Annotated in this window: 29 protein-coding genes and 3 pseudogenes; 12 read left to right on the top strand and 20 right to left on the bottom strand. The window is 58.0% G+C overall.

The genetic code is table 11. The features are described from left to right. Positions 1-104 precede the first annotated feature (104 nt). Both ACZ9IM_RS28375 and ACZ9IM_RS28370 read right to left on the bottom strand, forming a co-directional pair. A complete protein-coding gene (locus ACZ9IM_RS28375) occupies positions 105-1,415 on the bottom strand; it encodes an ATP-binding protein (protein ID WP_476225659.1) in 1,311 nt (436 codons plus the stop codon). After that, positions 1,412-2,152: a response regulator gene (locus ACZ9IM_RS28370; protein WP_007896007.1), complete on the bottom strand. Its 741-nt coding sequence runs from the start codon at positions 2,150-2,152 to the stop codon at positions 1,412-1,414. The genes ACZ9IM_RS28375 and ACZ9IM_RS28370 overlap by 4 nt, the downstream gene beginning before the upstream one ends. A 489-nt stretch (positions 2,153-2,641) precedes the next feature. Between ACZ9IM_RS28370 and ACZ9IM_RS28365 the strand changes: the two genes are divergently transcribed. From ACZ9IM_RS28365 to ACZ9IM_RS28345, 5 genes are all read left to right on the top strand, one after another. Continuing rightward, a complete protein-coding gene (locus tag ACZ9IM_RS28365; RefSeq protein WP_007896006.1) occupies positions 2,642-2,905 on the top strand; it encodes a DUF2790 domain-containing protein in 264 nt (87 codons plus the stop codon). 48 nt (positions 2,906-2,953) lie between these two features. Next, positions 2,954-3,184 carry a hypothetical protein gene (locus ACZ9IM_RS28360; RefSeq protein WP_476225658.1) on the top strand — a complete coding sequence of 77 codons (231 nt, stop codon included), beginning with the start codon at positions 2,954-2,956 and terminating at the stop codon, positions 3,182-3,184. Between the two features lie 153 nt (positions 3,185-3,337). Continuing rightward, positions 3,338-4,549, top strand: a complete 1,212-nt coding sequence (locus tag ACZ9IM_RS28355; RefSeq protein ID WP_476225657.1) for a cytochrome c biogenesis protein DipZ — start codon at positions 3,338-3,340, stop codon at positions 4,547-4,549. Between the two features lie 186 nt (positions 4,550-4,735). Beyond that, positions 4,736-5,008 (top strand): DUF4242 domain-containing protein, encoded by a 273-nt coding sequence (locus tag ACZ9IM_RS28350; RefSeq protein WP_427627675.1) that lies wholly within the window; start codon positions 4,736-4,738, stop codon positions 5,006-5,008. Between the two features lie 38 nt (positions 5,009-5,046). Beyond that, positions 5,047-5,859, top strand: coding sequence for a class I SAM-dependent methyltransferase (locus tag ACZ9IM_RS28345; protein ID WP_427627677.1), 813 nt, complete (start codon positions 5,047-5,049; stop codon positions 5,857-5,859). A 180-nt stretch (positions 5,860-6,039) separates the two neighbouring features. Here ACZ9IM_RS28345 and ACZ9IM_RS28340 read toward each other — a convergent pair whose 3' ends face one another. From ACZ9IM_RS28340 to ACZ9IM_RS28325, 4 genes are all read right to left on the bottom strand, one after another. Next, positions 6,040-6,966, bottom strand: coding sequence for a universal stress protein (locus ACZ9IM_RS28340; RefSeq protein ID WP_427623424.1), 927 nt, complete (start codon positions 6,964-6,966; stop codon positions 6,040-6,042). A gap of 292 nt (positions 6,967-7,258) precedes the next feature. Further along, complete coding sequence (locus ACZ9IM_RS28335; protein ID WP_007896000.1) at positions 7,259-7,645, bottom strand: DUF488 domain-containing protein; 387 nt, start codon at positions 7,643-7,645, stop codon at positions 7,259-7,261. 11 nt (positions 7,646-7,656) lie between these two features. Next, complete coding sequence (pcsA, locus tag ACZ9IM_RS28330; protein WP_032830527.1) at positions 7,657-8,379, bottom strand: phosphatidylcholine synthase; 723 nt, start codon at positions 8,377-8,379, stop codon at positions 7,657-7,659. A gap of 215 nt (positions 8,380-8,594) precedes the next feature. Further along, positions 8,595-8,966, bottom strand: a complete 372-nt coding sequence (locus ACZ9IM_RS28325; RefSeq protein WP_427623425.1) for a VOC family protein — start codon at positions 8,964-8,966, stop codon at positions 8,595-8,597. 244 nt (positions 8,967-9,210) lie between these two features. Here ACZ9IM_RS28325 and ACZ9IM_RS28320 point away from each other — a divergent pair, with 244 nt between their 5' ends. Both ACZ9IM_RS28320 and ACZ9IM_RS28315 read left to right on the top strand, forming a co-directional pair. After that, on the top strand, positions 9,211-9,528 hold the full coding sequence (locus ACZ9IM_RS28320) for a hypothetical protein (RefSeq protein WP_476225656.1): 318 nt from the start codon (positions 9,211-9,213) through the stop codon (positions 9,526-9,528). A gap of 126 nt (positions 9,529-9,654) precedes the next feature. Beyond that, a complete protein-coding gene (locus tag ACZ9IM_RS28315) occupies positions 9,655-10,056 on the top strand; it encodes a YfeK family protein (RefSeq protein ID WP_476225655.1) in 402 nt (133 codons plus the stop codon). 171 nt (positions 10,057-10,227) lie between these two features. On the opposite strand, the pseudogene ACZ9IM_RS28310 reads toward ACZ9IM_RS28315, so the two are convergent. After that, positions 10,228-10,405, bottom strand: a pseudogene (locus tag ACZ9IM_RS28310) (transposase domain-containing protein); the annotation flags it as partial. Between the two features lie 94 nt (positions 10,406-10,499). On the opposite strand from ACZ9IM_RS28310, the gene ACZ9IM_RS28305 reads away from it, so the two are divergent. After that, positions 10,500-10,958: a hypothetical protein gene (locus ACZ9IM_RS28305; RefSeq protein ID WP_429543758.1), complete on the top strand. Its 459-nt coding sequence runs from the start codon at positions 10,500-10,502 to the stop codon at positions 10,956-10,958. Positions 10,959-11,002: 44 nt separating this feature from the next. On the opposite strand, the gene ACZ9IM_RS28300 is transcribed toward ACZ9IM_RS28305, so the two are convergent. Next, on the bottom strand, positions 11,003-11,536 hold the full coding sequence (locus ACZ9IM_RS28300; protein ID WP_429543757.1) for a DinB family protein: 534 nt from the start codon (positions 11,534-11,536) through the stop codon (positions 11,003-11,005). Positions 11,537-11,629: 93 nt separating this feature from the next. Then, a complete protein-coding gene (locus ACZ9IM_RS28295; RefSeq protein WP_476225654.1) occupies positions 11,630-12,040 on the bottom strand; it encodes a hypothetical protein in 411 nt (136 codons plus the stop codon). A 238-nt stretch (positions 12,041-12,278) separates the two neighbouring features. Between ACZ9IM_RS28295 and ACZ9IM_RS28290 the strand changes: the two genes are divergently transcribed. Beyond that, entirely contained in the window at positions 12,279-13,001 is a 723-nt protein-coding gene (locus ACZ9IM_RS28290) for a tellurite resistance TerB family protein (RefSeq protein WP_476225653.1), read from the top strand. 122 nt (positions 13,002-13,123) lie between these two features. Here ACZ9IM_RS28290 and ACZ9IM_RS28285 read toward each other — a convergent pair whose 3' ends face one another. Further along, positions 13,124-13,573 carry a cupin domain-containing protein gene (locus ACZ9IM_RS28285; protein WP_476225652.1) on the bottom strand — a complete coding sequence of 150 codons (450 nt, stop codon included), beginning with the start codon at positions 13,571-13,573 and terminating at the stop codon, positions 13,124-13,126. Positions 13,574-13,753: 180 nt separating this feature from the next. Between ACZ9IM_RS28285 and ligD the strand changes: the two genes are divergently transcribed. Then, on the top strand, positions 13,754-16,378 hold the full coding sequence (gene ligD / locus ACZ9IM_RS28280; protein ID WP_476225651.1) for a DNA ligase D: 2,625 nt from the start codon (positions 13,754-13,756) through the stop codon (positions 16,376-16,378). A 239-nt stretch (positions 16,379-16,617) separates the two neighbouring features. Here ligD and ACZ9IM_RS28275 read toward each other — a convergent pair whose 3' ends face one another. Both ACZ9IM_RS28275 and ACZ9IM_RS28270 read right to left on the bottom strand, forming a co-directional pair. After that, complete coding sequence (locus tag ACZ9IM_RS28275; protein WP_427623432.1) at positions 16,618-16,899, bottom strand: DUF3303 domain-containing protein; 282 nt, start codon at positions 16,897-16,899, stop codon at positions 16,618-16,620. A gap of 211 nt (positions 16,900-17,110) precedes the next feature. Next, entirely contained in the window at positions 17,111-17,512 is a 402-nt protein-coding gene (locus ACZ9IM_RS28270) for a hypothetical protein (RefSeq protein ID WP_008073195.1), read from the bottom strand. A 313-nt stretch (positions 17,513-17,825) separates the two neighbouring features. On the opposite strand from ACZ9IM_RS28270, the gene ACZ9IM_RS28265 reads away from it, so the two are divergent. Then, a complete protein-coding gene (locus ACZ9IM_RS28265) occupies positions 17,826-18,698 on the top strand; it encodes a DNA/RNA non-specific endonuclease (RefSeq protein ID WP_427623433.1) in 873 nt (290 codons plus the stop codon). Positions 18,699-18,841: 143 nt separating this feature from the next. Here the strand turns inward: ACZ9IM_RS28265 and ACZ9IM_RS28260 are convergent, their stop codons facing one another. From ACZ9IM_RS28260 to ACZ9IM_RS28235, 6 genes and pseudogenes are all read right to left on the bottom strand, one after another. Next, positions 18,842-20,203, bottom strand: coding sequence for a hypothetical protein (locus ACZ9IM_RS28260; protein ID WP_476225650.1), 1,362 nt, complete (start codon positions 20,201-20,203; stop codon positions 18,842-18,844). Between the two features lie 576 nt (positions 20,204-20,779). Further along, entirely contained in the window at positions 20,780-21,547 is a 768-nt protein-coding gene (gene phnE, locus ACZ9IM_RS28255; RefSeq protein ID WP_427623436.1) for a phosphonate ABC transporter, permease protein PhnE, read from the bottom strand. Continuing rightward, positions 21,544-22,371, bottom strand: a complete 828-nt coding sequence (locus ACZ9IM_RS28250) for a PhnE/PtxC family ABC transporter permease (protein ID WP_476225649.1) — start codon at positions 22,369-22,371, stop codon at positions 21,544-21,546. Before ACZ9IM_RS28250 ends, phnE begins: the two co-directional genes overlap by 4 nt. After that, complete coding sequence (locus tag ACZ9IM_RS28245; RefSeq protein WP_454185882.1) at positions 22,365-23,165, bottom strand: phosphonate ABC transporter ATP-binding protein; 801 nt, start codon at positions 23,163-23,165, stop codon at positions 22,365-22,367. The genes ACZ9IM_RS28250 and ACZ9IM_RS28245 overlap by 7 nt, the downstream gene beginning before the upstream one ends. Then, positions 23,162-24,013: a putative selenate ABC transporter substrate-binding protein gene (locus ACZ9IM_RS28240; protein ID WP_008011825.1), complete on the bottom strand. Its 852-nt coding sequence runs from the start codon at positions 24,011-24,013 to the stop codon at positions 23,162-23,164. Before ACZ9IM_RS28240 ends, ACZ9IM_RS28245 begins: the two co-directional genes overlap by 4 nt. Before the next feature lie 158 nt (positions 24,014-24,171). Beyond that, a pseudogene (locus ACZ9IM_RS28235) lies at positions 24,172-24,858 on the bottom strand (LysR substrate-binding domain-containing protein); the annotation flags it as partial. A 2-nt stretch (positions 24,859-24,860) separates the two neighbouring features. Here ACZ9IM_RS28235 and ACZ9IM_RS28230 point away from each other — a divergent pair. After that, a pseudogene (locus ACZ9IM_RS28230) lies at positions 24,861-25,178 on the top strand (agmatine deiminase family protein); the annotation flags it as partial. A gap of 44 nt (positions 25,179-25,222) precedes the next feature. Here the strand turns inward: ACZ9IM_RS28230 and ACZ9IM_RS28225 are convergent. Both ACZ9IM_RS28225 and ACZ9IM_RS28220 read right to left on the bottom strand, forming a co-directional pair. Next, positions 25,223-25,702, bottom strand: coding sequence for a VOC family protein (locus ACZ9IM_RS28225; protein ID WP_007895952.1), 480 nt, complete (start codon positions 25,700-25,702; stop codon positions 25,223-25,225). A gap of 176 nt (positions 25,703-25,878) precedes the next feature. Further along, positions 25,879-26,742, bottom strand: coding sequence for an aldo/keto reductase family oxidoreductase (locus tag ACZ9IM_RS28220; protein ID WP_476225648.1), 864 nt, complete (start codon positions 26,740-26,742; stop codon positions 25,879-25,881). Between the last annotated feature and the right edge of the window lie 72 nt (positions 26,743-26,814).

Raw genomic sequence — 26,814 nt, 5'->3', positions numbered from 1 at the left:
ACGGGTCGTATTTGCACTGCTGAAAGGGCAGAGTGAATACCAAGCGAAAACGGGTTGAGGGCTTCCCCTCAACCATAGAATCTCCCACATTGGATGTGTGGTGTTTATTGGGGCTTTGGCAACCTGAGCTCCGCACACAACCCACCGCCTTCGCGATTGCTCAATTTCAATGACCCGCCAATCGCGATGGCCAACTGCTGGGCAATCGCCAACCCCAAACCGGTCCCTCCCGTACTGCGATTGCGCGAATTCTCCACGCGGTAGAACGGTTCCATTACCTGTGCCAATTGCTCTTCGGCAATCCCCGGCCCTCGGTCCATCACTTTCACCGACAAGCTGCCATCGGCCTGCGTTTCCACCCACAGCTCTGCGGTGCCGGCGAATTTCAGTGCGTTGTCTATCAGGTTCACCAGCACTCGTCGCAAGGCATGCGGCCGGGTGTTAATCACGGCTGCGCTTTTGCCGTCGAGTTGCACGTCTTTGCCCATGTCCTGATAGTCGAACACCAGGCTGTCGAGGAACGAATCCAGATCAGTGCGGCGACTTTCCTCGGTGGCACCATGAATGCTGCGGGCATAGGCGACGCCTTCGCGCACCAGGTGTTCCATCTCGCCGAGGTCGTTCCACAGTTTGTCTTTCTCGCTGGAGTCATCCATGAACTCGGCGCGCAGTTTCATGCGGGTGATCGGGGTTTGCAGGTCGTGGGAAATCGCCGCCAACAGTTGCATGCGTTCCTTGAGATAAGCCGCAATGCGCGCCTGCATCGCATTGAAGGCCCGCGCAGCGTAGGCGACTTCGGTCGGGCCTTTTTCATCCAGGTGTACGGCGTGGGTGTTGGGGTCGAGGGTTTCCACCGCTTGGGCGAGGTGGGTGAGCGGGCGAATGGCGATTCTCACGGCCAGCCAGGTGCAGGTAATCATCAGCGCCAGTTGCCCCAGCAACACCGCCGGCAACCACGGCGACAACGGCACCATCGACGGCCGCACGTCGATGGTGACAGGGCTGCCGTCCTTCAGTTTCAGGTGGGCCTGGAAGTGTTTTTTCGGGCCTGGGATGTCGGTAAAGGTCAGCGGGTAATCATGGCCGATGGCGTCCTGAATCGAGATCGCTGCAATCGGCACGTCGCTGGCTGCCATCGGCGTGCCCGGCGAGCCTTCATTCAACAGATAGCCATAGTTGGCACGTTCCAGACGCTGCAACCAGTTCGGACGCTCTTCGGCGGGCAAGCGGTCGAGGATGGCGAGGGAGGTCGAAACATCGGTTTCCAGATTGCCCAACATCGTATTTTTCGCACTTTCGTAACGCTCATAGTACTGAGCGCCAAAGGACAGCGCCTGGGCGAGGATCAGGCCGATCAGGAAAATCAGCGACAGCCGCGAGGCCAGTGTGCGGGGCCAATGCAGCGCAAGATTCATGACGGCGCACCGAGCACTTCCACCGGCAGGGAAAACACATAACCTTCACTGCGTACGGTCTTGATGTAGGCCGGTTCCCGGGCATCGTCCAGCAGACGCTGACGCAAGCGGCTCACCAGCAAATCGATCGAGCGGTCGAACAGATCGGCATCGCGGCCCTGGGTCAGGTTAAGCAACTGGTCGCGATTGAGCACCCGCTGAGGATGATCGAGGAATACCCGCAGCAAACGATATTCCGCACCGCTGAGGGCGACCATGGTGCCGTCCTCATCCAGCAGATGCCGGGCCGAGGTGTCCAGGCGCCAGCGACCGAATGCCAGCAGGCGACCGCTTTCGGTGATCACCAGGTTCGGCGGCAGCATCCGCGTGCGTCGTAGCACAGCGTTGATGCGGGCGAGCAATTCACGAGCGGCGAACGGTTTGACCAGGTAATCGTCGGCGCCCATTTCCAGGCCGATGATGCGGTCGGTTTCATCGTTGCGAGCGGTGAGCATCAGCACCGGCGTGGCCTTGTGTTTGCCGGCGCGAAGTTCGCGGCAGAGGACCAGGCCATCGTCCCCCGGCATCATGATGTCGAGCACGATCAAATCCACCGGTGTGGACTCCAGAAACGAGCGCATCTGCCGTCCATCCGCGACCACGGTGGTGCGCAGGCCGTTCTTTTTCAGGTAGTTGCCTACCAGTTCCCGGATCTCGCGGTCATCGTCCACGATGAGAATGTGATCGACGTGTTCCATGGTGACCAAGCCTCTTGAATGGGAGTTGTCGCGCAGTCTATCGAGCCTTGGCCCGCTCGCCTGCCGTCGATTGTATTGCAGTGTATCTGGCGTATCAGCAGATACACGGGGACGCAAAAAACAGCCGATTTCAGGGCAATGCTGTTCACTTAAGCGCGACTCTTTGTGGCGAGCGAGCTTGCTCGCGTCGGGCTGCGTAGCGGCCCCAAAAAATCTGACAACCCTTGCCGATTATTGTGAGTGCTACGCACTCAAGCGGGAGCAAGCTCCCTCGCCACAGGTTTCTCACGGACTCAAGACAGCATTGCGATTTCAGGGGGTTTGTATCGCTGTGTATCGCAGGCCTGCGCTGATACGTAGTGATTTACCCGCGCCTGTTCTCGACACAGACGGGATACCTCACGGGTTTCAAATAGGTTCCATCGAGGCAAACCCAAACCGCCTCGGCCCAATCAACGATTGACCCATTGAAGCCCAGAGGAACCTACCATGAACACCAAAGCCGTCTACGCCGCCTGCCTGTTTGCCGCCCTGAACATCTGCACCTTGTCGGCCCGCGCCGAAGCCGATGTAACCCCTCAAACCTACACCTACGGCACGCACCTGGACATCCAGAAAGTGCTGTCGATGAAACAGGACGCCACCCCTACCTGCGGGATTGTGAATGCCCGGATGACCTACCTGGATTCCCAAGGCAAAACCCGGGTCCTGGATTACAGCAAATTCGCTGACGGCTGCAACGAAGGCAGCTGAATCCTTCGACGACCCATTGCCCATCCCCTTTGAAACAGGAAGAACATCATGAACAACATCACCCGCTTTTTCACCGCCATCGTTTTCTCCGTAGCCGGCGCCGCTGCCCATGCCAACGCTGCGGTAGAACAGAGCAGCTGTGGCAGCAGCACCTGCTTCCAACTGACTCCGCTGCTGACTGAGGATGGTTCCAGCCGCACACCGCAAGGGCAACTGGTTGCAGAGAACGGCTACAGCCGGACGCCACAGGGCCAGCAGCTGGAAAACCAGACGGCCTGAAGTCAGGCACTGTTCCCATGAACTCAGTATTCCCAGTGTGGGAGCGAGCCTGCTCGCGATGACGGCAGCACATTCAACATCTATGTGACTGCCAGACCGCTATCGCGAGCAGGCTCGCTCCCACAGGGGACTCGTATTCTCAAGGTGATCCCCATGTTCCTCATTGCATTCCTGGGCGGCATTTTGACCGTCCTCAGCCCCTGCATCCTCCCGGTCGTGCCGTTTCTGTTTGCCGGGGTTAAACGCACGCGTTCTTCGATCCTGCTCACCCTCGGCGGCATGGCCCTGACCTTCGCACTGATCTCCAGCCTGGCGGTGGTCAGCAGCGATTGGGTGGTGCAAGCCAACAACACCGGCCGCCATGTGGCGCTGATTGTGATGGTTCTGTTTGCGCTGTCGCTGATCTCCGTCCGCATCGGTGGCTGGCTGGCGCGCCCGTTCGTGCTGCTGGGCAATCGCCTTGATCCCAACACTCGCAAAATGTCTGGCCCGTTAGGTTCGGTGATGATCGGCGTCGCCACCGGTCTGCTCTGGGCGCCGTGTGCCGGGCCGATCCTCGGGGTGATCCTCACCGGCGCCATGCTGCAAGGCGCCAACGCTCAGACCAGTCTTTTGCTGGTGGCGTACGGCCTGGGCAGCGCGTTGTCCCTGGGCACTTTGATCTTCGCCGGTCGCGGTCTGGTCAATCGCCTGAAGCCGTCGATTCCGCTCACCGGTTGGCTGCGTCGCGGCACGGGGGCGGCGGTGTTGGTTGCCGCAGCGGTCATCTCCACGGGGGCCGACAACAAGTTGCTCGCCAGCACCTCATCCGAAGGCGTCACCACGGTTGAACAACGCGTGCTGGAAACCGTACCGAAAGTGGTCGATTACTTCGTTAGCAAGGTCAAGGCCGACTCGACCATGGACGCGGCCAAAGGCGCGATGCCGTCACTCTCTGGCGCGGTCGAGTGGCTCAACTCGCCAGCGCTGAGCAACGATGCCCTGCGCGGCAAAGTGGTGCTGGTGGACTTCTGGACGTACGACTGCATCAACTGCCAGCACACCTTGCCCTACGTGAAGGACTGGGCGAAGAAATACGAGAAGGACGGCCTGGTCGTGATTGGCGTGCATACCCCTGAATACGGTTACGAACGCATCATCGACAACGTCCGCGACCAGGTGAAAAAACTCGGCATCACCTACCCGGTGGCGATCGACAACAACTACGCGATCTGGCGCGCCTTCGACAACCAGTACTGGCCCGCTCACTACCTGATCGATGCCAAGGGCCAGGTGCGTTACACCTACTTTGGCGAGGGAAGGTACGAGACTCAGGAGCAGATGATTCGGCAATTGCTGGAAGAGGCCAAGACGCCTGCCGCTTAACCCGTTTCGGCAACGCAAGCCAATCTGTTAAGGCGGCGTTACAAATGGCGACCACGCATCGGAGAATGCCATATTTCGTGAATTCTCCGGACGATCGGCAGGACGCCGGCGTATCCGGGAGCGATAGTTTGTGGACGACGGGATCATTGCCGACCCTGTCATCACCATCAAGAAAAGGAAGTTGCCATGCCTAAATACATTATTGAGCGCGAGCTTCCGGGCGCTGGCGCACTGCCGCAACAAGAACTCAAAGCGATCTCGCAAAAGTCCTGCGATGTGTTGCGCGAGATGGGGCCAGAGGTGCAATGGCTGGAGAGTTACATCACTGGCGACAAGATTTATTGCGTGTACATCGCGCCGAACGAGGGACTCATCAGGGAGCACGCCCAAAAGGGTGAATTTCCCATCACCAGCGTTTCCCGGGTCATGAACATCATCGATCCCACCACGGCGGAGTAAGCCGGGACGCGTTCCAACCTGCAATGGAGCTGACTTTTATGAGCACACCCATTGACCTCACAGCCCTGAAAAACCGTCAGATGGCCACATGGGCCAGCGGCGACTACGCCGTGATCGGTACCACCTTACAAATCGTCGGCGAACAACTGGCCGAAGCCTGCGACTTGCTCTGTGATGAGCAGGTGCTGGACGTCGCCGCCGGCAACGGCAACGCAACGCTTGCCGCCGCACGCCGGGGCTGCAAGGTCACGTCCACTGACTATGTGGCCAAGTTGCTTGAACGCGGCGAAGACCGCGCACGGGCGGAACACCTGGACGTGACCTTTCAGGTGGCCGATGCCGAGGACTTGCCGTTCGAGGACGCCAGTTTCGATGCCGTGCTTTCGACCTTTGGTGTGATGTTTACGCCGGATCAGCCCAAGGCCGCAGCGGAACTGGCGCGGGTGTGCCGTCCTGGCGGGCGGATCGGCCTTGCCAACTGGACGCCTGAAGGCTACATCGGCCAGGTGTTCAAGACCCTGGGCCGCCACATGCCGCCACCGCCAGGCGCGCAACCCCCTTCGAACTGGGGCACCGAAGCCTGGTTAAACTCGCAGTTCGATCAGCGCGATTTCCAGCTTCAGGTGACACGGCGGCTGTTCAACTTCCGCTATCGCTCGGCCGCGCACTGGATCGACACCTTCCGTACCTGGTATGGGCCGCTACACAAGGCCTTTGCGACCCTGCCACCCGAAGGGGGCACGGCCCTGGAAAACGACCTGACCGAACTGTTGAATCGCCTGAACCGGGCGGGGGAGCGGTCGCTGGTGGTGCCCAGTGAATACCTGGAGGTGGTGATTACACGGCGTTGAAGCGACAACACAAATCCCCTGTGGGAGCGGGCTCTGTGGCGAGGGGGCTTGCCCCCGTTCGGCTGCGAAGCAGTCGCAAAGCTTTTAGGGCCGCTTCGCGACCCAACGGGGGCAAGCCCCCTCGCCACAGAGCCCGCTCCCACAAGGGGATGTGCAGAATTGACTACCTGACCAGCCCGATCACTCATCCAGCCGCTCGGTGTAGACCACCCATACACTGCACGGCATTTTGTACAGCAGATGCTCCACCGTGCTGCCGATCAACCGGCCCATGCCGCGATGGCCGACCCGGCCCATGACAATCACGTCGACGTCATAGGTATCGGCATAGCGGGTCAGCACTTTGGTCGGGCTGCCCATGATCATGTGCCGTTGCTCCGGCGCGATGCCGTTGCGCGCGGCCAAATCGTTGAAGGCATCCTCCTGGAAGTCGAACAGGGTCTTGGCCTTGTCCGAAGCGAAAAACGCCGAACCGTTCTCGAAGCTGAACTCGTCCGAACTGATAGACGAAAGGTCATAGGCGTAGACCACGTCGAGCTCGGCATTGCAGGCACTCGCCAGTTTTGACGCTTCGTGCAGAATCCGGTCATTGAAACTTTTGTAGTGATCATCACGATGGAACGGATCGACCGCTGCAACGATCTTGCGCGGCAACGCATGCTTGGCATGGCTGACGAAGTGCAGCGGCACCGGGCATTCGCGCAGCAAATGCACGTCGAGGGGGGTAAACACCAGCCGCGACAGCCGCGATTGATGTTCCAGCGCCTTGATCAGCACGTCCATCGGCTGCTCTTTGAGGTGAGTCAGGATTTCCTCCAGCGGATTTTCGACCCAAGTCACCTCCGTGGTGACGTGCACACCGATCTTGCGCAAGGGGCGAGCCTGTTCCTCAAGCCACTGGCGGTGACGCTCGACATAGCCCAGACGCATCTGCTCCAGGGCCTTTTCGTTGACCAAGCCGGCGGTCGCCAGACCTTCCAGATAGTCGAAGGCCACGATATGCAGGGCCGCATCTTCGGCTTTGGCCAGCGCTGCGGCCCGGTCGAAGGCAGGGCTGTGTTCCATCAGGGGCGAGGCGACCAGCATGAAACGAGCTTGACCAGACATGACAAACCTCCCGTGGGTAAACGAGCGGACGACGGTCCCCCTGGGCTGACATGGGAGAGCGACAGTGCGCTCGACGTGTGGTCATTCGATAGCCATTCAATCCTCTAAGTATTGACCATGATCAAAGTCTCGTCCGCAAGCGGGCGAGTACGCGTTGAGGTAACGGTTGACTCGGTAAAGTGTGGGAGCGAGCCTGCTCGCGATGGCGGAGTGTCAGTCGACATCTACATTGACTGGAATGCAGTCATCGCGAGCAGGCTCGCTCCCACAGGGGGGGTGGGGGTCGTGCGCCCTATACAACCTTCGCGCCCCGTGCCTCCAGCAACTCCCGTAACACGGAACGGTGGCAGTGAGCCTCGTCCTCGCAATAACACCCCACGGCCAGAGACGTTTGATGGGAGAGGGCGGCCAGCAGGTCGAGCAGCTGACTGGGTGCGGGATGGTTCATCTCGGCCTTGAACTTGCGCTTGAAAGCATCCCAGGCTTTGGCATCTTCAGCTGCTTTGGCTTCGGCCACCAACTCGGGGCTGGGGGACAGCAGCGGTTGCCATACGTCGTAAAAATCCCGGCTGGCAAATTCGGCCTTCGGTACACCACGGGGCGGGCGGCGTACCGTGCCCAGGCGCAGGCCTTCATTCGCGGTGCGGGGTGAGCCGAGTTGCACGATGTGGATCGGCATGATCGCAGTGCCTATTTGAGCCGCGAGCTGTCGAACCACTCCAGCGCCGTGCGCCAGAAGCAGATGCCCAGAAAGTAGGCCGACATCAGCAGCCACAAACCCATCACCAGCGGATTGATGACCGGGTGGTTGACCACCAGCGACAAGCTGCACAGCAGCCAGATGGCCGTCACGGCAATGTTGATCGGCATGAACCGGCGCACGCGGAACGGGTGCAGGAATTTCATTCGGGTCACGGTCAACAGCGCCAGGCCGATGACGGTGAGCAGGGTGATCCACGGCGATGGGTCGATGATGTACAGGCATAGCGCAACCACGTTCCACGCGGCGGGGAAGCCCTGGAAGTAGTTGTCTTTGCTCTTCATGTTGACGTTGCAGAAACAAAACAGTGACGACACCAGAATCAGCGACACGGTCAGCAACAGGGTGTAGTCCGGCAACGGGATGTAACGGTAGATGAACAGTGCCGGGATAAACACGTACGTCAGGTAGTCGATCACCAGGTCGAGGATCGATCCGTCGAAACTCGGTAGCACCGACTGCACATTGACCTTGCGTGCCAGCGCGCCGTCCAGACCGTCGACGATCAGCGCCACGCCCAGCCACAGCAGGCAATTGGTCGGCTGATTCTCCAACAAAGCGAGGGTCGCAAGGAAGGCTGTGACCACGCCAGTGGCGGTAAAACCATGGGCGCCCCATGCTTTGAGCCTGGCAATGTGTACAGTGGATATCACGGGGGCGTTCTCCAGAAAGTGAAGCAAGCCAGTTATCACCCTCTTGTTGAGGGCGTCGGCAAACCGGGTCGGGTTGCAGGTATCGACCGGATTTTCGGGAATAAGGTTCACCACCTATGAATCTTAGCCGTCGCGAAAAAAAATACCCCGGAAATATCCGGGGCACGAATTGAAGCACTGTACGCCTGTGCCCGACCGATGTCGGGACGGACACGTCAGCTCAGCGAGGGGTGGAACACGCGCAGCCGATGGTTATCCGGGTCAAGCGCGACGAAGGTGCGACCGAAGTCGAGTTCCGTCGGCGGTTGGGCCATGGTCAGCCCGAGCGCGCTCCAATCGGCAAACAGTGCATCGACCTGCTCGGCGGACTCCACCGGGAACGCCAGCTCGGTCCCGCCGCCCGTCGCTTGTGCTGCCGGTTCGGCGGTATGCCGTGACCAGAGCCCCAGTTTGTAGCCGCCCTCCAGGACAAACAGCGCGAAGGTTGGCGACTCTTCCACGGGCTTGCGCTCCAGCAGAAACTCATAGAACCGCGCACTCACGGCGGGGTTTTCCACGTAAAGCAAAATAAAACGGGGAGTGATCATTGGGCTGCTCCATTTAAGGTGGGGGCAGCATAAAAGGAGGCGGTGTCAGTTTCTGTCAGGAGTGTGAATGGGCAGGCCATCAGAGATCATCGTCTTCGGCGGGCCTTGGCTGGATCGAACTCGCCTGATCCTCAGGCACACCCATAGGTGCACAAGCCAACCATAAGGCGCAGTGTGACGTACTCAAGCTTGAGCGGATTGTGCAGATACAACAGAAGTGGAAATCTTCTGTAAGGGAATTGGCGTGGCACGTTATTTTAAGAATCCAGAAAGTAATGAGACAGAGGAAGTCGGTGCATTCCAGGTTTTAGCGATCTTTTTCCTTGGCCCTATCTATCTATTTTTTGCGCAACTCTGGCCCCATCTATTGATCTGGGTAATTGCAATTGGCTTGGGGGGCATGGCGGGCCCACCTTGGATGGGTATACCCGTCGTGTGCCTGCCCATTGGATATTGCTTTTTTATCCGGAAAATTGTCGCCGATGTCTATTTGAAGAAGGGCTGGAAAGAAGTACCGGATCCGAGCATCGCAGCCAAACAACCGACGTCAGAATCCAAATAGACTTGCCCGGTGGCGTTTCCTGTGCTTAGACGCACCCACATCAAATAAAGATGCCGATCAGCGTCGGACTTTTTAGTGAATGACTGCTCGGTGCTACAGTCACGCCTTTCAGGACGAGGAAGAATCATGTGGATTTTGAAAGTAGCGGTGACTCGACCCATTTTCCGCCAATGGCTGATCACAGCTTCTATCGGCCTTTTTGCAGTGGCGGGCGGTGCACAGGCTCAAACCACGCCTCAGGCAGACCAAGAGATAAAGGGTTTATTGGATTTTGTGGAGCGCAGTGAGTGTAAGTTCGTGCGCAACGGCAGTGAATACCCTGGACCCGAGGCTCGGGCACATCTCGAAAAGAAGCTGAATTATCTCGAAGGCAAGGATTTGGTGAACAGTGCAGAAGACTTCATCGATCGCGCTGCCTCTAAAAGCAGCATGAATGGCAAAGCCTATGAAGTGCGTTGCTCAACGGGCGTCCAACCGACGAGTATCTGGCTGAAGACTGAGCTACAGAGGCAACGCCAGCTCCATTGAACCTGCCCCGAAACGAGAAGGATGCAGTGCATCTTTATACCAATGAGATGATGACCGACAACCTCTCGATTTACCCCAGGCTCGGGTATGTAAAAGTGGCGCAAGGCACTGAGGACGGTTTCAAGCGCATCTATTTCGAAAAGCTCCTCACACCAGCAAGCTCAACTTGACCTAAGCGTACACACCTTGTGTCACTCGGACAGGCATCCACTGATGCGGCAGCAGTTGCCCGATCTCGCTTGCTCGCTGCGTCGGTAGCCGCGTGAGGAGTGTCCTTCAGATAGGCGTACGGATCATGCCCATTCAGGCATGCCGACTTGATCACGCTCATAATTGCAGTTGCCCGCCTATTTTATGTTTTTTACCGAAAAGACAAGCCGTGTCGTGACCAGTTACAGCGACCTTCTATCGAAAAGCGCTAAATCCAAAGGAGTTTTGCCTTTATGCCCTGCATCAGAAACTTTCTCAGCGCACATGTTTTTTTTCCTACCTGCATGCTGGGGATGGCTATTCTCTTACTGTCTGTAGCAGTAAAAGCAGCAGGGGCAGAACTCGAAGACACAGAAAGTACTGCGGAGTTTTTACTTCGTAATGCTCCCCCAGAACTGATGTACAAGGGCACATTGGCAGGAAGGAACCTTCATTTAGTGGTCTACAACTGTGCAGCCTACGAAATCAAAGGGGAATCGAAAAGTATTGAAGCAGTTAAACTTTTCGAGACAGACTTCTATCCTTTCTCCTCGTGCCATCTACCGTCACAGTCAATCACAGTGGAAAAGGCTGCCATCACAATCCGCTTTGGCCGATTAGCATTCGGGGCGGGAGGATGCTGCACCTCGCGTGGTAGCTATCGCACAACAGACGGGATTAAATGGAAAAACGCATGGAAAGTACGAAACTAGCCGTTCGGCGAAGTCACCCTGGGCAAGGTGACTTCGCCGAGCGCTTAGTGCCATGGAACTAAAGCGACCAGATCCGTATCGCCTACGTCGACACCAGCTTGTGAAAGCAAGGTGGTAACTTGGCCGCGGTGATGCGTCTGGTGGTTGAAGAAATGCATGACCAAGCCATAAAAGCTCCTGTCGGCAGGTATTCCCTTCATGCTTGTGTAATTGAGGGTGTGATCTAAATCCGACTCTGTCATTGAGCGAGACCATTCGACAATTATCTGATCGAGCCATTCTCGATGTGCTGAGAGCTCTTGGATATTTGAGAACAGGAGTTGGCTGAGGCTTTCGGGGGTGGGAAGGTGCCTGATCGGCTCCAGTGCAGAGTGGTTCGTTGGGTGATTGGCGAATCGCTTTAGCCAGACTCTGTCCCCGATCACCAGGTGGTTCAACGTCCCAAGAATAGAACCAAAGAATGCTTTTCTATCCGCTGAGAGTTCTTCATCGGACAAGCCCCTGGCTGCTGCATAGATCTTCGCGTTCATCCACTCGTTATAGGTCGCCATCAGGCAGATATGGCTGGCGCGGCTCATCGTGTTCGTCCTTTGAGTGGATGTTTTGATGAGCGATCCGTGCTCATCTTAGGCCCAGTCCAGTGGGCTTTGTTGTTTCAGGGCCCCCAATGCTTAACCGCGAATGCGGCGCTCAGTGAAGTCATAGTCTTCCTGGCAATCGCCGGAAGGGTCTGACGCCACATTTACGTAATGCACCGTGTCGGCATCGATCAACTTGTAGGTGTAGACATCTGGCAAACGCACTCCATCGGTTCTCAATTCGTTCTTGCCATTGGCAGCAGACCAGGTGCCATGTTCAGTTTGAATCGGCTGGGTCTGCTGGGCATCCCGGAAAAAGGTGATGGTGAAGCTACCGTCGGATTTGAAGTTGTTGTTCCAGGATAGGAACTGGCATTTGCCGTTTTCTGCCCGCAGGCCTTTCCATGAACCAATCAAAGATGGATCGTTGGCCGGCTTGTTGGCGGCGCAGCCTCCTAGAGTTGCAGCCAGGACGATAAGGGCCAGGGAGAAACTCCGTTTCACGTAGTGCTTCCTTCTTCAAATGAATTCAGTGCGTTGCGAACGCCCAGCGTTGACCCTAATTGTAACGGCTTCCGGCCAGGAGTAGCTCACAGGGTGAGCTACTCCCTGGCTCAAATTTGAGCGATAGCGTTCATGGGGGGATCCCGCGGCTGCACCGGTGAGTACTTATATGGCGCAGGTGTCCGGCGAGGACTATCGTTGCCTGACTGAGTTTCTGCCCATTAATGAGGACGTCGTCATGAACACCAGCGATTTGCTTGAGCAATTACTGCGGGCCGGCCAGGGCTCGCAGTCGCAACAAAGTGGCGGTTCGGCGTCAGCTCAAGGAGGTTTGGGTGATCTTGGCGGGTTGCTGGGTGGTCTGTTAGGGCGTGGCGGGGGCGCCGGTGCGGGCGGCGCAGGTTTAGGTGGTTTGCTCGGTGGTCTGCTGGGCGGCGGATCACCCATGGGCGGTTCGACGCAAACGCGCTCGGGCGGCACCAACTACGCGGCGTTGGCTTCTTTGGGGATGATGGCGTTCCAGGCATATCAGGCCTGGCAACGGAGCCAGGCCTCGGCACCGCAACAGGCGCCGCGCACCGTTGATTTGTTGTCGGGCCCGGAAATCGAAGACCACAGCCACGCCATCCTTCGTGCCCTGATCGCCGCCGCCAAGGCCGATGGCCGCATCGATGATGCCGAGAAACAAATGATCAGCACCGAAATCGGCCGCCACACCGACGATCCGCAACTACAACAATGGCTCGATGACGAAGTCGCCCGGCCGCTGGATGCCGCCGATGTGGCGCAGTCCGCCCAGGACCCGGGCATGGCTGCCGAGATGTACCTGGCCAGCGTGATGTTGGTGGACGATCAGCAGGACGCCGAACGCAATTATCTGGATGAATTGGCTGCGGCCTTGAAGATCGATCCCGACTTGCAGGTACATCTAGAGCAGCAGGCCAAGGGCGGCGTGGCTTGAGCGTTCACCTGTAGGAGCTGGCGAAGCCTGCGATCTTTTGATTTTCAGCGACTTCGGAAAAGCCAAAGATCAAAAGATCGCAGGCTGCGGCAGCTCCTACGGAAATTGTGTGCATCCGTTAATCATGCGGCGGGTGATTTCGGCAGCAGAAACGTAACGCCGAAGCCTTCAGATATCTCCAGTATCCGAGGCAGGTCTTCAGGCACTTTGAGCTGATCCAGCGCCGCAAAGAGCAGGCCGCCACGCGGATCGGAAACCACGCCGATGATTTTTGCGGTGGGGCTGATGTTCTTGTAAGCATGGATCGCCCCCGCGGGGATGTGCACGTAGCCTCCGGTCGAGAGAGTGGTGGATTGACCCGCGACGGTCACTTCGACCTGCCCGTCGATGACATAGAACGCTTCGTCCCAAGGGTGAAAGTGCAGCGGTGGCCCGCCACCCTGCACACCTTCCTGGATATGCACTTCAAAGGGTTTGGTCAGATCGCCGCCGGCAAGAATAGTGATTGTCTCTCCAACAACTTTGGCCGGCGCGGGCGTTTTCCCGGCTTCGATGACGTGAACCGTTCGCATGATTTGCTCTCCGAGGCATGAATCCCCCATCCGCTGAGTATATTCACTGCACCGCGAGCAAGTGCCGCAGCGCTGGCCCGTCTGTCCGGGCAATTCCAATGGTGATGGAATTTTCTACCGGGCCTGTCGCTCTGCTGATGTAGAACCTGCCCACTCAGCGTTCGGCAACGAGCATCAGCCATGAACAAGAACCTGGACGATTACAACCGCATGCGCGATTTCTCGGCGACCTCGGAACCGGCTGCCGTCAAACGCTCGGGCAAAAAAACGGCGAAGGACCATGCGTTGCAGTACTGCATTCAGAAGCATGACGCCTCGCACCTGCACTATGACTTTCGCCTGGAACTCGACGGCGCGCTGAAAAGTTGGGCCGTGCCCAAAGGGCCGTCGCTGGACCCCAAGGTCAAGCGCCTGGCCATCCATGTCGAAGACCATCCGCTGGAATACGCCACGTTCGAGGGCACCATTCCCGAAGGACATTACGGCGCTGGCGATGTGATCGTCTGGGACCGTGGGGTGTGGATTCCCCAGGACGATCCGGCCAAGGCGTACACCAAGGGCCGGCTGAAATTCGAGCTGAAAGGAGAAAAGCTCGGTGGCCTGTGGAACCTCGTGCGCACGCACATGCCGGGCAAGCAGGAACAATGGTTTCTGATCAAGCATCAGGACAGCGCCGCCAGGCCCGACAGCGAATACGACGTGGTTGCCGCCGAGCCGGATAGCGTGCTCAGCGACCGCACCATTCTGGAAAAAAAGCACGGCGCTGAAAAAACCAAACCGATCAAAAACGCCCCGGCCAAGGCGCGCAAGGAAAAGTCGCCACAACTGACGGGCGCGCGCAAAGCCAAGCTGCCGGAGCTGCTCAAACCCGAACTGGCAACGCTGGTCGAATCCGCGCCGAGCGGCGAATGGAGTTATGAGATCAAGTTCGACGGCTACCGGGTCATGGCGCGCATCGACCACGATGAGGTCAAACTCTTCACCCGCAATGGTCACGACTGGACCCATAAATTACCCGGGCAAGCCGAGGCACTGGCAGCGCTTGACCTGGAGTCGGCCTGGCTCGACGGCGAAATGGTGGTTGCCAACGAGCAGGGCGTTCCGGACTTCCAGGCGCTGCAAAACGCGTTCGACTCCGGCAGCAGCGCCAGCATCGTTTACTACCTGTTCGATTTGCCCTACCTCAATGGCGTGGAACTGCGTGAAGTACCCGTCGAGGAGCGCAGGGCGGCACTGGCGACTGTACTCAAACTCAATGAAAACCCGCTATTGCGATTCTCCGACGCCTTCGACGAATCCCCGGAGGCCTTGCTCAACAGTGCCTGCGAAATGCAGATGGAAGGGCTGATTGGCAAGCGCCTGGGGTCGCCTTACGTGTCCCGGCGCACCCGTGACTGGATCAAACTCAAGTGCAAGCACCGGCAGGAATTCGTCGTGGTCGGCTTCACCGACCCCAAAGGCGCGCGCAGTGCTTTTGGCGCGTTGTTGCTGGGGTTGCACGACCGCGACAGCGGTGAATTGCGTTATGCCGGCAAGGTTGGCACCGGCTTCAACGAGGCGGCTCTCAAGCGCATTTACGAACAATTGAAACCGCTGCAGACGAAAAAGCCGTCGGTGGTCAATCCGCCTGGCGGTTTTGAAGCCAAGGGTGTGCATTGGCTTAAACCCACTTTATTGGCGGAAGTGGCCTTTGCCGAAATGACCAAGGACGGCTCGGTGCGCCACGCCGTGTTCCATGGTTTGCGCGATGACAAGCCTGCCGAAGAAATTACCGAGGAGCTGCCGAAAGCCGTGAACACTTCAGCCTCAAAAACTGCCGCGCCAAAATCCACAGCGAAGAACAAATCCACCGCTGAGAAACCTGACGCCGCGGAGCCAAAAACCGCCCAGTCGACTGTCGCGCCGTCGCAGATCGGCCTGGCCAGCGGCAAGGTGCGCATCACGCACCCGGACCGGGTGATCGACGCCAGCAGCGGCACGACCAAGATGCAACTGGCGGAGTACTACGCCAGCGTCGCCGAATGGATACTGCCGCAACTCAAGGACCGGCCGGTGGCGCTGGTGCGCGCGCCGGACGGCATCGCCGGCGAACTGTTCTTTCAGAAGAACGCCGAACGCCTGGCCATTCCGGGGATTGTTACTCTGGACAAGGAACTGACGGGCCAACCGGTGATGATCATCAACAACGCCAAAGCGCTGATCGGCGCGGTGCAGATGAGCACGGTGGAACTGCACACCTGGAATGCCACGTCGGTCGATTTGGATAAACCCGATCGCTTCGTCCTCGATCTCGACCCGGATCCGGCGCTGCCCTGGAAAAGCATGATCGAAGCGACCCAGCTAACCCTCACAGTGCTGGATGAACTGGGGCTCAAGGCGTTTCTCAAAACCAGCGGCGGCAAGGGGATTCACCTGATCGTGCCGCTGACCCGCAAACACGGCTGGGACGAGGTCAAGGACTTCAGCCACGCGATCGTCAGCCACATGGCCAAATTACTGCCGGACCGCTTTTCTGCGGTGTCCGGACCGAAAAACCGCATCGGGCGTATCTTCATCGACTACCTGCGCAACGGTCTGGGCGCCACCACTATTTGCGCGTATGCCGTGCGCACCCGCGAAGGGCTGCCGGTGTCGGTGCCGATCTTTCGCGAGGAGGTGGCCGAGCTCAAGGGTGGCAATCAATGGAACGTGCACAACGTGCATGAACGTCTGGCCGGCATCGGTGACGAACCCTGGGCCGACCTGAAGAAAACCCGACAGACGATAACCGCCGACATGCGGCGGCGGGTGGGGATGAAAAAATAGTGAATCAGAAGGAAAGTGGCGAGGGGGCTTGTCGGAACGCCGCATCGCCCCGTTTGAGTGTGTAGCACTCACAAAACTTTGGTGTATCAGAGATTTTGGGGCTGCTTCGCAGCCCAACGGGGGCAAGCCCCCTCGCCACAGGCAAGCCCCCTCGCCACAGGCAAGCTCCCTCACCACAGGCAAGCCCCCTCGCCACAGGCAAGCTCCCTCACCACAGGCAAGCCCCCTCACCACAACGACTATTGCTTGCCGACTGCGGCAGCCAGCAGCGGCGCCACCTGTTCATCGGTCAATGCGGCGTGGACTTCCATGCTCATGAGGTCGCTCCATTCCAGCACCCACTTCTGAATCGACACCGGATCACTGGCCTCTGCAATGCCAAAACCACTCGAGCCACCGACGGCATGCCAGCGCCCCAGCATCTTGACGCCTGCGGGTGGCGCGCCACCGGTCTTGAGAAAACGTTCGATTGCGCTATTACGCTGTTGCGGACTGATGGACCAACGGACGATGAATAACATCTGCCACCTCCTGCTACGGATTGGCACCTTTATCTTCGCGCACCTGGCTGGCGCCGGGGCCACGGTCACGCTTGTGTTTCCAGCCCCATCCTGGCTGGCCTGAAAGCCTTTCTCCCATGAGAAGGCATAGCAGCGGCCCGCGTTTCGCGTACGACCGCTGATCCTCTTTCAGGCATTTGAAACGAACATATCGGGATAACAGCGAGAACAATCAGGCATCACGCAACAAGTCGTTGGCATTGAGCAGCTCGTAGGCAATCTCCGGGCGCTTCTCCAGCCCTCGACGAATCGCCGCCGGAATCGACTGACGGGTTTTGCGGCACAGGCCCGGCAGTTCGCCGAGGGTGATGTTGATGCCGCGCATGGTGCGCACTTCATTGAAGCCCGGGACGATCTCGACGCGCAGACCCAATTGCTCGTACATCCGGCGTTGCAGCCGCTCCAGATCGCCGAGGCTCTGGAGATTTTCCAGGCGTTCGACCAGGCGCTTTTCCTCCGATCGGGTCAGGCTCAGGATGCGCAGATCCGCGCCGGGGGTTTCCAGCAACGGCTCACGCTCGCAGATGCAGGCACCGGGCGGGCAGGGTTGGCGGATCGGAAGAGAGGTCGTCATGGGGTTCAATCATAGAGCGCTATGGTCGGGTTTGCCCATGGGGTTGTTGTGCCGTTGAGCGCGATGTCTACATTCCTCTGCCGATCGCTTCTTCGAAGAGCATCGACGAGTCGAATGTAAACGCTGCTCAGCACTAAAGTGACTTGTGATGGTCAATAAATCCCGCGCGAACCGACCGGATCCGCATCGACATTTTGATCAAGGACAGTGAAAGCATGCTCGCCGCAATATAATCAGCAACCGCCTCCACCTGGTTCCGTGAATCGGGACTCGCCGTACGTTTACCCCTCAATCCAATTCGAAGATTTAAAGCATGCACCTACGCAAAATTGCAGTTGGGCTGTCGGCCCTTGTTTTGCTCTCGACCGGGGCAGAAGCCCGCAGTCTGCTGGATCTCATCAAGCCGCCCACCCAGCATCAGGAGCAAGTATCCCGCTCGGGCTCGATCAGCCAGAACGCGGCCCTGGGCCTCTATTCGAACAAACAGAAACAGGCATCGTTTGACGGCTGCGCAGAGCTGTTCCCGGCTGCGAAACCGATCAACACGGCCACTGTGCCTGCAACCATGAAACCCTTGGCCCTGTGTTCCGATAACTTTGCGGTGCTGTACTCGCAAACCAGCAAGACGCCGTTGGTCGTGGTCGAACGCCTTAATGCCGCGCAGCTGCAGGATGCCAAAGGCGAGGAGCGCACCAACCAGTTCTACCCGGACCCACGCATCCCCAAGAGTGGGCGGGCAGAGTTGAGCGACTACCGTAGCCAACATCCGGCCGTGGACCGCGGCCATCAATCCCCGGCAGCCGATGCTCCGAATCCCAATGCAATGGCTCAATCCTTTGCACTGTCGAACATGGTGCCGCAGGACCCAACCAATAATCGGAAGATCTGGAGTAAGGTCGAGTCCGATGTCAGAAAGTTTGCCAAGCGAGCCGATGGCAATGTGTTTGTCTTTACCGGCCCGCTCTTTGATTCAGGCCACACCACCATCGGCGACAACAAGGTCTGGGTGCCGACCCGCCTGTTCAAGCTGGTTTACGACGCATCGTCCAAGCGTGCCTGGGCCTACGTACTGCCCAACGCTGAAACCCGTATCGAGAGACCGATGGACTATGACGCTTTCGTGAAGAGTACCGGGCTCAAACTGCTGGGGAATCTACCGGTCACAGGTTCCGTAGGGCGCTCTTGATGGCTTGATGAATTGCACCCCAAAGGCTGGAGGCAACCGATGGGGTGTTTCATTTACGGATAAATAGCAACGGTTCAAAAGTTGCTGCGATTTTCCGGTCCGCACTCTTTGGCGTTGGCTGCGGAGTTTGCTTTATTGCCCTTTCATTCATCCATTGCTCTTTCTTGCTCTGCCTCTACCTTGTTTTGAGGTTGATAGAGTCGCGGTATGGTTGTATACCCGGTACGTGAAGCGGCATTGCCAGTCGCTCCCTGTAACCTTGCTTTTTCCTCTTTCAACCATTCGTCCATTGCTCTTTCTTGCTCTTCCGATACCTTGATTTGAGGTTGATAGAGTCGTGGTATGGTTGTGTGCCCGGGAGGTGAAGCGGCATCGCGAGTCGCTCCCAGTAACTTTGCGTTTTCCTCCTTGATCCATGCATCCATTGCTTTTTCTTGTTCCGCCGATACCTCGTTTTGAGGTTGATAGTGCCCCGGCGTGGCTATATATCCACTGCCGTCATAACTGGGTTCGTCGTTTTTAACGGTGCCATCCTTCAAGCGCTCCGATGAACCAGCAATGCCTCCTAAACTTCTATCGTCCTTTTTAGTTTCAGTCGCAACCTGGCTTGAGTTCTGATGGGCAGAGTTTTCACTCGATTTAGCGGTGTTTGCGGTGGGTGTATCACTAGCTGTGTTAGATTTCAGGGTGGGGACAGCGGGAGCAGAGACGGTCTCTACTCTAACTTTTGATTTGTTTTTATTCGCCAATTTATTTCTACTTTTTTGCACTTTCTTAGTCGTTGAAAAAGCAGAGTCCAGTTCCTTTTTATTCTTTCGAACAAGATTGTCAATTGGAACGTAGCTAATAATTTGGTTGGGTTTTCTTTTGATGTTCGAGTTATAAAATTTCACTTGCTTCTGTGTTAGCTGAATATCAGCAATGGGCGGCAACCGAATGAGGCCAATAATCGCCTCGCGAGCAATGGCATATGTAAGTTGATCAAAGCTGTAAACAACACTATTACTTGATTTTGGTAGGGTGGGGGAGAGTGTCATTACTTCAATGGCGCTATCATGCTTGGAGAGTGTTTTTCCTGCCACTAAATCTTTATATGTGTAAACAACGTTGCACTTCGTTCGGACTCCACCCCAGGTGTTGCTTACAGATACTGAAGATACTTCTGTGCTTATTTCAATGCGCCCACTGTAATGTCCAAATTCGATAAAGCGATCACTGTCATGAATTTCTTTCTGGGTCGCATTCTTGATAGCATTCCCCCAGTTTGAAATCTGTAATTCACCTGAAAAGCTATTGTTAATATTTACATTTCCTTCGTTTTTTATTTCTGCAGGAAGCACAATAACATCTACATTGTATGCAAAGTCATAATAGTCAATGTCAGAAACAATGCTCTTGTCTCTTTCGCTTGAGATTTCTGAATAGTTTCTTATGTTGGCACAACTTGTAACTCCGAAAAAGCTAAAAGCCAGCAGGAGTAAGGCCGTTCTTTTTTTTATCGACATGTTACTCTCCTGGCTTTGTCGCTAACGTATAACAGTGATTAGACCGGATTCGGCGATAACGAAATAATAGAAGTCTCTAGATAACTCTGCGCTACCGATTCCGACTTTTTTTAAAAGTCCCTATAAATCATAGGCCTATATTTCACGCCCAACACCTCAGCACCACCAGCCGATGACAGACCGCTATCAATAGGTGGTCGGGGAAACTGAGTGCACCCTTTGGTTTTGGGAGGCCGCGTTTGGCCCAGGCTGTCGTGACTGGCCGAAATCCCCCGGGCTGACGTTCAGGGAAAACGAATCCGTCGTCCTTTTCCCCGGCGTCAAACCAAGGTTTCGGTGAGAGCGGGGCCTATGTGTGTTCCGAATGGAATTGCGCGCAAAGGTGCAGTACTTTGTAATTGTAGCACCCTCGTGTCGCAGTCCTGTCCAGGTTGAGAGGTGGCCTTCATGAACAACATCATCTACATCGTCGGGGTCGTTGTGATCGTCGTGGTTATCCTGTCGTTCCTCGGGTTTGCATAGCTTCGAAGACCCACTGAACGATTGCCGGGCGCCTTGCAGATGCATCTGAAGCAGTCAAGCCTTGACCCACCGTTGACGGCTCCAGTTGCTCAATGTATCGACGGCGAATACCAGTAGCAGCATGGCCAGAATAACCGTGCTGGCTTGAGCTTCCTGGAACAGGCTGAGGCTGACATAGAGCATTTGCCCCAAACCACCGGCGCCGACGAAGCCGAGCACGCTGGCCATGCGGATATTGTTTTCCCAGCGGTACAGGACGTAGGCCAGTAGCTGGGGCAACAGGTTGGGCAGGGTGCCGTAACAGAAAGCCCATACAGCGTTGCCGCCCTGCAAGCGGATGGCTTCGGCGGGTTCCGGTGGGGTGTTTTCCAGCGCTTCGGCGAACAGTCGGCCGAGCACGCCGGTGGTGTGCAGGGCTAGCGCCAGGGTACCGGCATTAGGGCCCAGACCAGCGGCAAGGACCATCAGCGCAGCCCACACCAGTTCCGGAACCGCGCGCAAGGCGTTGAGCACCAGGCGCGATGCACTCTGCAATGGCCAGCCGAAGCGTCCGGCCGCGGGCAATGCCAATAGCAGACCGAATACCGCCGCGAGCAGGGTGCCAAGGGCAGACATGGCAATGGTTTCCAACGCGCCGTGGCCGATTGCTTGCAGATGGCCGGGGCTCAGGTCCGGGCTGAGAAAGCGCTGCGCATAAGCGCCCATCTGTTTCAGGTTTCCGGTGCCGCCCAGTTCGCCGAGGTCGATGCCCAGGTAGATGAACGAGGCGATCACCGCTGCGCCGATGCAGAGCAGCAGTGCCAGATTGATCAGGCGATTCATGCCAGCCTCCAGCGCAGCAGACGGCTGAGTTGATCGGCGAGCAGCACCAGCACGAGGAAGGTCAGTAACAAACTGGCCACTTCACCGCCGGCGAACATGCGCAACGACAGATCCATTTGCTGGCCCAGACCGCCGGCACCGACAAAGCCCATCACCACCGAGGCGCGGATTGCGCATTCCCAGCGGTACACCGTGTACGACAGCAGCTCCGCAGCGACATTGGGCAGGATCCCGTAGCAGAAGGCTGCGATCCGACCGCTACCCGATTGCAGTAGCGCGTGGGCCGGGCGCTGGTCGACCGACTCGAAAATTTCCGCATAGACCTTGCCCAACATGCCGCTGTAGGTAATGGCAATGGCCAGTACCCCGGCAGTCGGGCCGAGGCCGACGGCGCGCACGAACAGCAGGGCCCAGACGATTTCCGGCACGCTGCGCAGGAAGATCAGTAAACCGCGTATCGGCCAACGCAGCAGTTGGCCCCAGTAACTCGGGTGGCCGGCACGGGAGGCCGCAGACAGCGACAGAGCACGACTGGCCAGCAGGCTGGCGGGGACTGCCAACAGCAACGCCAGGGCCATGCCGGCCGTGGCGATGGCCAGGGTCTGCAGGGTGGCTTGCAACAACAGCTCAATGAACGCTTCGCCATGGGCCGGTGGCCAGAAGGCTGAGACAAACCGGCCCATCTCGCTCTGACTGTCACTCGCCACCAGTACGCTGAGGTCCAATTCGCTGAAGTGGATGCCCGGCCACAGCAGGGCAAGGGCCAGTAAGGTGAGCAGCAGGCGGGGCCGGGTGGCCGGATCTCGGGTATCACGGGTCAGCATCGGGGAATCTGCACACTCAAGGGCGCCGGAGCAAAAATCGGTGGGGATAGCAATTGTTCGTTGGCGTAAAGCTTGTCGAGCAACTCACGGTCGACTTCGCTGGCCTGAAGGTCGAACAGGATCTGTCCATCACGCAAGCCGATGATGCGCGAAAAGTGCGCCAGGGCCAGCTCCACAGCATGCAGGCTGGCGACCAGGGTGACGTTGTGCTGCCGGGCATGGCTGCAGAGCACCGAAAGCGTGTGCTGGGCCAATACTGGGTCCATGGCCGATACCGGCTCATCGGCCAGCAACACCTCAGGCGCTTGGTACAACACGCGGGCAATGCCCACGCGTTGCAGCTGTCCACCGGACAATTGCTGGCATTGCGCGAACAACTTGTCACTCAGGTCCAGCCTGGCCAATGCCGCGCGTGCGCCCGGAATATCCAGTGGATGCAGCAGGTTCAGCAGGCTCTTGCCCAGACCCCACTGACCCAGCTTTCCGGCCAGAACCGCGGTGATCACACGCTGGCGCGGTGGCAGCGGGGGCGCTTGATGGATCAGGCCGATGCGCGCGCGCAGACGCTGACGCTGACGGGCAGAAAGCTGCCAGGCTCGCTCGCCGAGCACCTGCAGCTCGCCGTTGCCCGGGCGCAGGGCAGTGGCCAGCAGGTTGAGCAGGCTGGACTTGCCCGCGCCGGACGGGCCGATGATGGCGACCTGTTCGCTTGCACCGATGTGCAGGTCCACGCCACGTAGCGCCTGGACGCCGTTGGCGTGGGTAAGGCTGACCTGGGTCAGATGCAATGTCATTTGAGCAGTTCGGCGGCGCGTGCGGCTTCCTCGATGCCTTTGTAGTTCTCAGGCTTGGTTTCGATGAATCGGCTGGCGGCCTGCAAATCCAGAATCTCCTTGTCCGCAGGCTTCGCCGGATCGAGGGCCAAGAAGGCTGCCTTAATCTTGGCCGCCAGCGCTGGATCGAGGGTCCCGCGCACCGTCCAGTTGTAGTCGAAGTAGGCCGGAGTGGTCGCAAACACTTTGACCTTGGTGGTGTCGACCTTACCGGCGGCGACCAGTTTTTCCCACACGCTGGCGTTCAGTACCCCGGCGTCCACTTTGCCGGCCTGGACCCAGGCGACAGTGGCGTCATGGGCACCGGAGTAGCCGACGCGGCTGAAGTAGGTTTCAGGCTTGATGCCGTCCTTGAGCATAAAGTAGCGCGGCATAAGACTGCCCGATGTGGAGGACACCGAGCCAAAGGCAAAGGTCTTGCCCTTGAGATCGGCGAGGGACTTGACGGCAGGGTCGGCGGTGATGAATTTGCTGGTGAATTGGGCGTCCTGTTCACGCTGTACCAGCGGAATCGCATTGCCGGTTTTCAGGCGTGCCTGCACGAACGTGAAGCCGCCCAGCCAGGCCAGGTCGATTCGGTCGGTGGCCAGCGCCTCGACCACGGCCGGATAGTCGCTCACGGGCACGAACTCGACCTTCATGCCCAACTGTTGTTCCAGATAGGCGCCAAGCGGCTTGAACTTTCGCAGCAGTTCGGTAGGGGCTTCATCGGGAATCGCGCTGACTTTCAGCGTATCGGCGGCCTGCGCCAACAGGGTGCAAAAAGGCAGGATCAAGCTGACGGCCAATGCCAGGGTACGCTTGAGCATGGAAAATCTCCGGTGTATTAACGAAAGAATGTCGAGGCGCCTGGCACACGCTTATCGCTGCCTGGCGCTTTGTGAGGGTAGACGAAAGGAGCGATATTGACCGGTTTTGGCCCAATTGCAATCGCTCATGAATGGACGAAATATTTGGACCAAAATCGTTACGTTGTCGGGCTTGTTGCTTCCAGGTTCCTGAGCAGCCACTCGCTGAAGTTTCGTGCATTGCTCTCACTGTCCCGATGGGTCAGCAAGGCCCAGTTCGGGCCGCGAATGGTTTGCTCCACCAAGGGTTGCAACAGGCCGTTGGCGCGCGCCTACTGACTCAGTAATTGGCTGACCAGGGCAATACCGAGCCCCGAGCACGCGGCATCCAGCAGCAGGCCGGGGTCGGAGAAGTTCAGCCCCTGATCTTGCTGGCCTACATCGATGCCGGCCTCTACTGCCCAGTGACTCCAGTCCATTTCCCGCTCGCCATGAAGGGTTGTGCGCTGTTCCCGTGGCAGTGCCAACAGGTTCGGGTGACAGGCCGGGTAGAGGCGGTCTGCGTGCAGCACCTTGAAGCTGCACTCGGCTTGGGAGCTGATGTCATCGCGCACAGCGAGGTCGATAGTCTGGCTGGCCATGTCCGGGACTTCATCGGTGCTGAAAATCCACAAATCGACTTCCGGATGCTGACGGCGAAAGTCCCCCAGACGTGGCAGCAGCCAATGACGGGCGAACGCTGGAGTGGTGTTGAGCACCAGTTGGTTGGGTTTCTGATACTGCCCAAGCCGGCGTATGCCGACGGCCAGTTGTTGCAGCAGCGTCTGGGTGGTGCTGAGCAGGTCGTGACTGACGCTGCGTCCACTGCCACCTGGATATTCTCAAACAGGCCACGGATGCCGACGGCCGCAAGCTGCAGGTGCATACCGTGTCGCCACCGCTCAATCCGCGCAAGAGCAAGTTCAGCCGCAACAACCCGGACTTTGCCGCCGGCTACATCAACTACTTCGTCATCAACGGGGCAATCATTGCGCCCGAGTTTGGTGACAAGGCGGCAGATACCAGAGCCTTTGATTTGTTGTCTGAGCTCTACCCGGACCGTGAGGTGGTGCAGCTCAACATCGACGCGATCGCCGCCGGTGGTGGCGGAATCCACTGTGTGACCAGTCACCAACCGCAGGCTTAGTCTGCACCAGCGCGTCGGCATGCCCTCGCATCCGCGGGCGCTGGTTAACCCTCCAGAGCCGCTTCGATCGCTGCGATGTCGATCTTGCCCATCCCCATCATGGCGTCGAACGCGCGCTTGGCCGCCGCTCGATCAGGATTGGCTATCGCGGCGGTCAGGACACGTGGAGTGATCTGCCACGACAGCCCCCACTTGTCCTGGCACCAGCCGCATACATTTTCCTGGCCGCCGTTTCCGACGATCGCGTTCCACAAGCGGTCGGTTTCGGCCTGGTCGTCGGTCGCCACCTGGAACGAGAAAGCCTCGTTGTGCTTGACCCCTGGCCCGCCGTTCAGCCCGAGACAAGGGATACCCATCACCGTGAACTCCACCGTCAAGACATCGCCTTGTTTGCCCGCCGGATAGTCGCCAGGCGCACGAAGGACAGCGCCCACGGCGCTGTCCGGGAACGTCTCGGCGTAGAACGTCGCAGCGTCCAGCGCGGTGCCGTCGTACCAGAGACAAATCGTGTTCTTGCTGATCATCTTGGTTCTCCAGAGTTGGGGGAGGTACGTGGATTTTAGCAGTGCAGGCGACCGCCTATTCCTGGCCTGCGCTACAGGGCAGGAGCAGTCTCTCAGCGTGCTTAAAAAAGGAGGGACTATTCAGTTTCCCATTCAGCTGCCCTTGCTGCGATACTTGTCCCGATTCTCCTCAAGCGCTACACCAATCTATCCAGCTCCGCCAGCAATTCAGGCGTAATCACCAACTCACTGGCGCTAAGGTTTTCCTGCAAGTGTGCGACCGACGATGTCCCCGGAATTAGCAGAATGTTCGGCGAGCGCTGCAGCAGCCAGGCCAGCGCTACGCGCAAAGGCGAAGCATTTAGGCGTTGCGCCACACCGGATAGGGTCTCCGATTGCAACGGGTTAAAACCACCCAGGGGGAAAAACGGTACATAAGCGATGCCCTGCTGGGCCAGCTCGGCGATGAGTGCTTCGTCGTCGCGGTGGGATAGGTTGTAGTGGTTCTGCACGCACACCACCGGGGCGATGTTTTGTGCCTGCTTCACCTGCGCGGCCGACACGTTGCTCAGGCCAAGATGACGAATCAAACCCTGACGTTGCAGCTCGGCCAGCGTGCTGAATCCTTCTTCGATGGAGGCATCGTCGGGCGCGTGCATTGTTCCCCAAGCGCGATAATTCACTACGTCCAACACATCGACATTCAGGTTGCGCAAGTTGTCATGAACCGCGCTGGTCAGCTCTGCAGCGCTGTGCGCCGGGTTCCAGGAAGCATCTGCACCACGTGAGGCGCCGACCTTGGTGACGATTACCATATCCTCGTTATAGGGATACAAGGCCTCGCGTATCAGTTGGTTAGTGACGTGAGGACCATAGAAATCCGAGGTGTCGATATGGTTTATTCCAGCTGCCAGCGCTGCGCGTAACACCGCGATTGCCGCCGGGCGATCCTTGGGTGGGCCGAACACCTGTGGGCCGGCGAGCTGCATGGTGCCATAACCCATGCGGTTAACGGTGCGATCACCGAGTGAAAAGGTTCCTGCCTTGTTGGCGTTGCTCATGTCATCTGCCTTGTACAGTGGATGTGGGATTCACTATATGTGTTGACCACCTCGCTGATAATGCGCTGCAAT

Source organism: Pseudomonas sp. TE12508 (assembly GCF_056279485.1).
This window is presented reverse-complemented; position numbering and strand designations above follow the sequence as displayed.

Bases quoted from the DNA above. Each gene is read 5' to 3' on its own strand.
- ACZ9IM_RS28375 (WP_476225659.1), bottom strand. From the start codon at position 1,415: ATGAATCTTGCGCTGCATTGGCCCCGCACACTGGCCTCGCGGCTGTCG.
- ACZ9IM_RS28370 (WP_007896007.1), bottom strand. From the start codon at position 2,152: ATGGAACACGTCGATCACATTCTCATCGTGGACGATGACCGCGAGATC.
- ACZ9IM_RS28365 (WP_007896006.1), top strand. From the start codon at position 2,642: ATGAACACCAAAGCCGTCTACGCCGCCTGCCTGTTTGCCGCCCTGAAC.
- ACZ9IM_RS28360 (WP_476225658.1), top strand. From the start codon at position 2,954: ATGAACAACATCACCCGCTTTTTCACCGCCATCGTTTTCTCCGTAGCC.
- ACZ9IM_RS28355 (WP_476225657.1), top strand. From the start codon at position 3,338: ATGTTCCTCATTGCATTCCTGGGCGGCATTTTGACCGTCCTCAGCCCC.
- ACZ9IM_RS28350 (WP_427627675.1), top strand. From the start codon at position 4,736: ATGCCTAAATACATTATTGAGCGCGAGCTTCCGGGCGCTGGCGCACTG.
- ACZ9IM_RS28345 (WP_427627677.1), top strand. From the start codon at position 5,047: ATGAGCACACCCATTGACCTCACAGCCCTGAAAAACCGTCAGATGGCC.
- ACZ9IM_RS28340 (WP_427623424.1), bottom strand. From the start codon at position 6,966: ATGTCTGGTCAAGCTCGTTTCATGCTGGTCGCCTCGCCCCTGATGGAA.
- ACZ9IM_RS28335 (WP_007896000.1), bottom strand. From the start codon at position 7,645: ATGCCGATCCACATCGTGCAACTCGGCTCACCCCGCACCGCGAATGAA.
- ACZ9IM_RS28325 (WP_427623425.1), bottom strand. From the start codon at position 8,966: ATGATCACTCCCCGTTTTATTTTGCTTTACGTGGAAAACCCCGCCGTG.
- ACZ9IM_RS28315 (WP_476225655.1), top strand. From the start codon at position 9,655: ATGTGGATTTTGAAAGTAGCGGTGACTCGACCCATTTTCCGCCAATGG.
- ACZ9IM_RS28305 (WP_429543758.1), top strand. From the start codon at position 10,500: ATGCCCTGCATCAGAAACTTTCTCAGCGCACATGTTTTTTTTCCTACC.
- ACZ9IM_RS28300 (WP_429543757.1), bottom strand. From the start codon at position 11,536: ATGAGCCGCGCCAGCCATATCTGCCTGATGGCGACCTATAACGAGTGG.
- ACZ9IM_RS28290 (WP_476225653.1), top strand. From the start codon at position 12,279: ATGAACACCAGCGATTTGCTTGAGCAATTACTGCGGGCCGGCCAGGGC.
- ACZ9IM_RS28285 (WP_476225652.1), bottom strand. From the start codon at position 13,573: ATGCGAACGGTTCACGTCATCGAAGCCGGGAAAACGCCCGCGCCGGCC.
- ligD (WP_476225651.1), top strand. From the start codon at position 13,754: ATGAACAAGAACCTGGACGATTACAACCGCATGCGCGATTTCTCGGCG.
- ACZ9IM_RS28275 (WP_427623432.1), bottom strand. From the start codon at position 16,899: ATGTTATTCATCGTCCGTTGGTCCATCAGTCCGCAACAGCGTAATAGC.
- ACZ9IM_RS28270 (WP_008073195.1), bottom strand. From the start codon at position 17,512: ATGACGACCTCTCTTCCGATCCGCCAACCCTGCCCGCCCGGTGCCTGC.
- ACZ9IM_RS28265 (WP_427623433.1), top strand. From the start codon at position 17,826: ATGCACCTACGCAAAATTGCAGTTGGGCTGTCGGCCCTTGTTTTGCTC.
- ACZ9IM_RS28260 (WP_476225650.1), bottom strand. From the start codon at position 20,203: ATGTCGATAAAAAAAAGAACGGCCTTACTCCTGCTGGCTTTTAGCTTT.
- phnE (WP_427623436.1), bottom strand. From the start codon at position 21,547: ATGAATCGCCTGATCAATCTGGCACTGCTGCTCTGCATCGGCGCAGCG.
- ACZ9IM_RS28250 (WP_476225649.1), bottom strand. From the start codon at position 22,371: ATGCTGACCCGTGATACCCGAGATCCGGCCACCCGGCCCCGCCTGCTG.
- ACZ9IM_RS28245 (WP_454185882.1), bottom strand. From the start codon at position 23,165: ATGACATTGCATCTGACCCAGGTCAGCCTTACCCACGCCAACGGCGTC.
- ACZ9IM_RS28240 (WP_008011825.1), bottom strand. From the start codon at position 24,013: ATGCTCAAGCGTACCCTGGCATTGGCCGTCAGCTTGATCCTGCCTTTT.
- ACZ9IM_RS28225 (WP_007895952.1), bottom strand. From the start codon at position 25,702: ATGATCAGCAAGAACACGATTTGTCTCTGGTACGACGGCACCGCGCTG.
- ACZ9IM_RS28220 (WP_476225648.1), bottom strand. From the start codon at position 26,742: ATGAGCAACGCCAACAAGGCAGGAACCTTTTCACTCGGTGATCGCACC.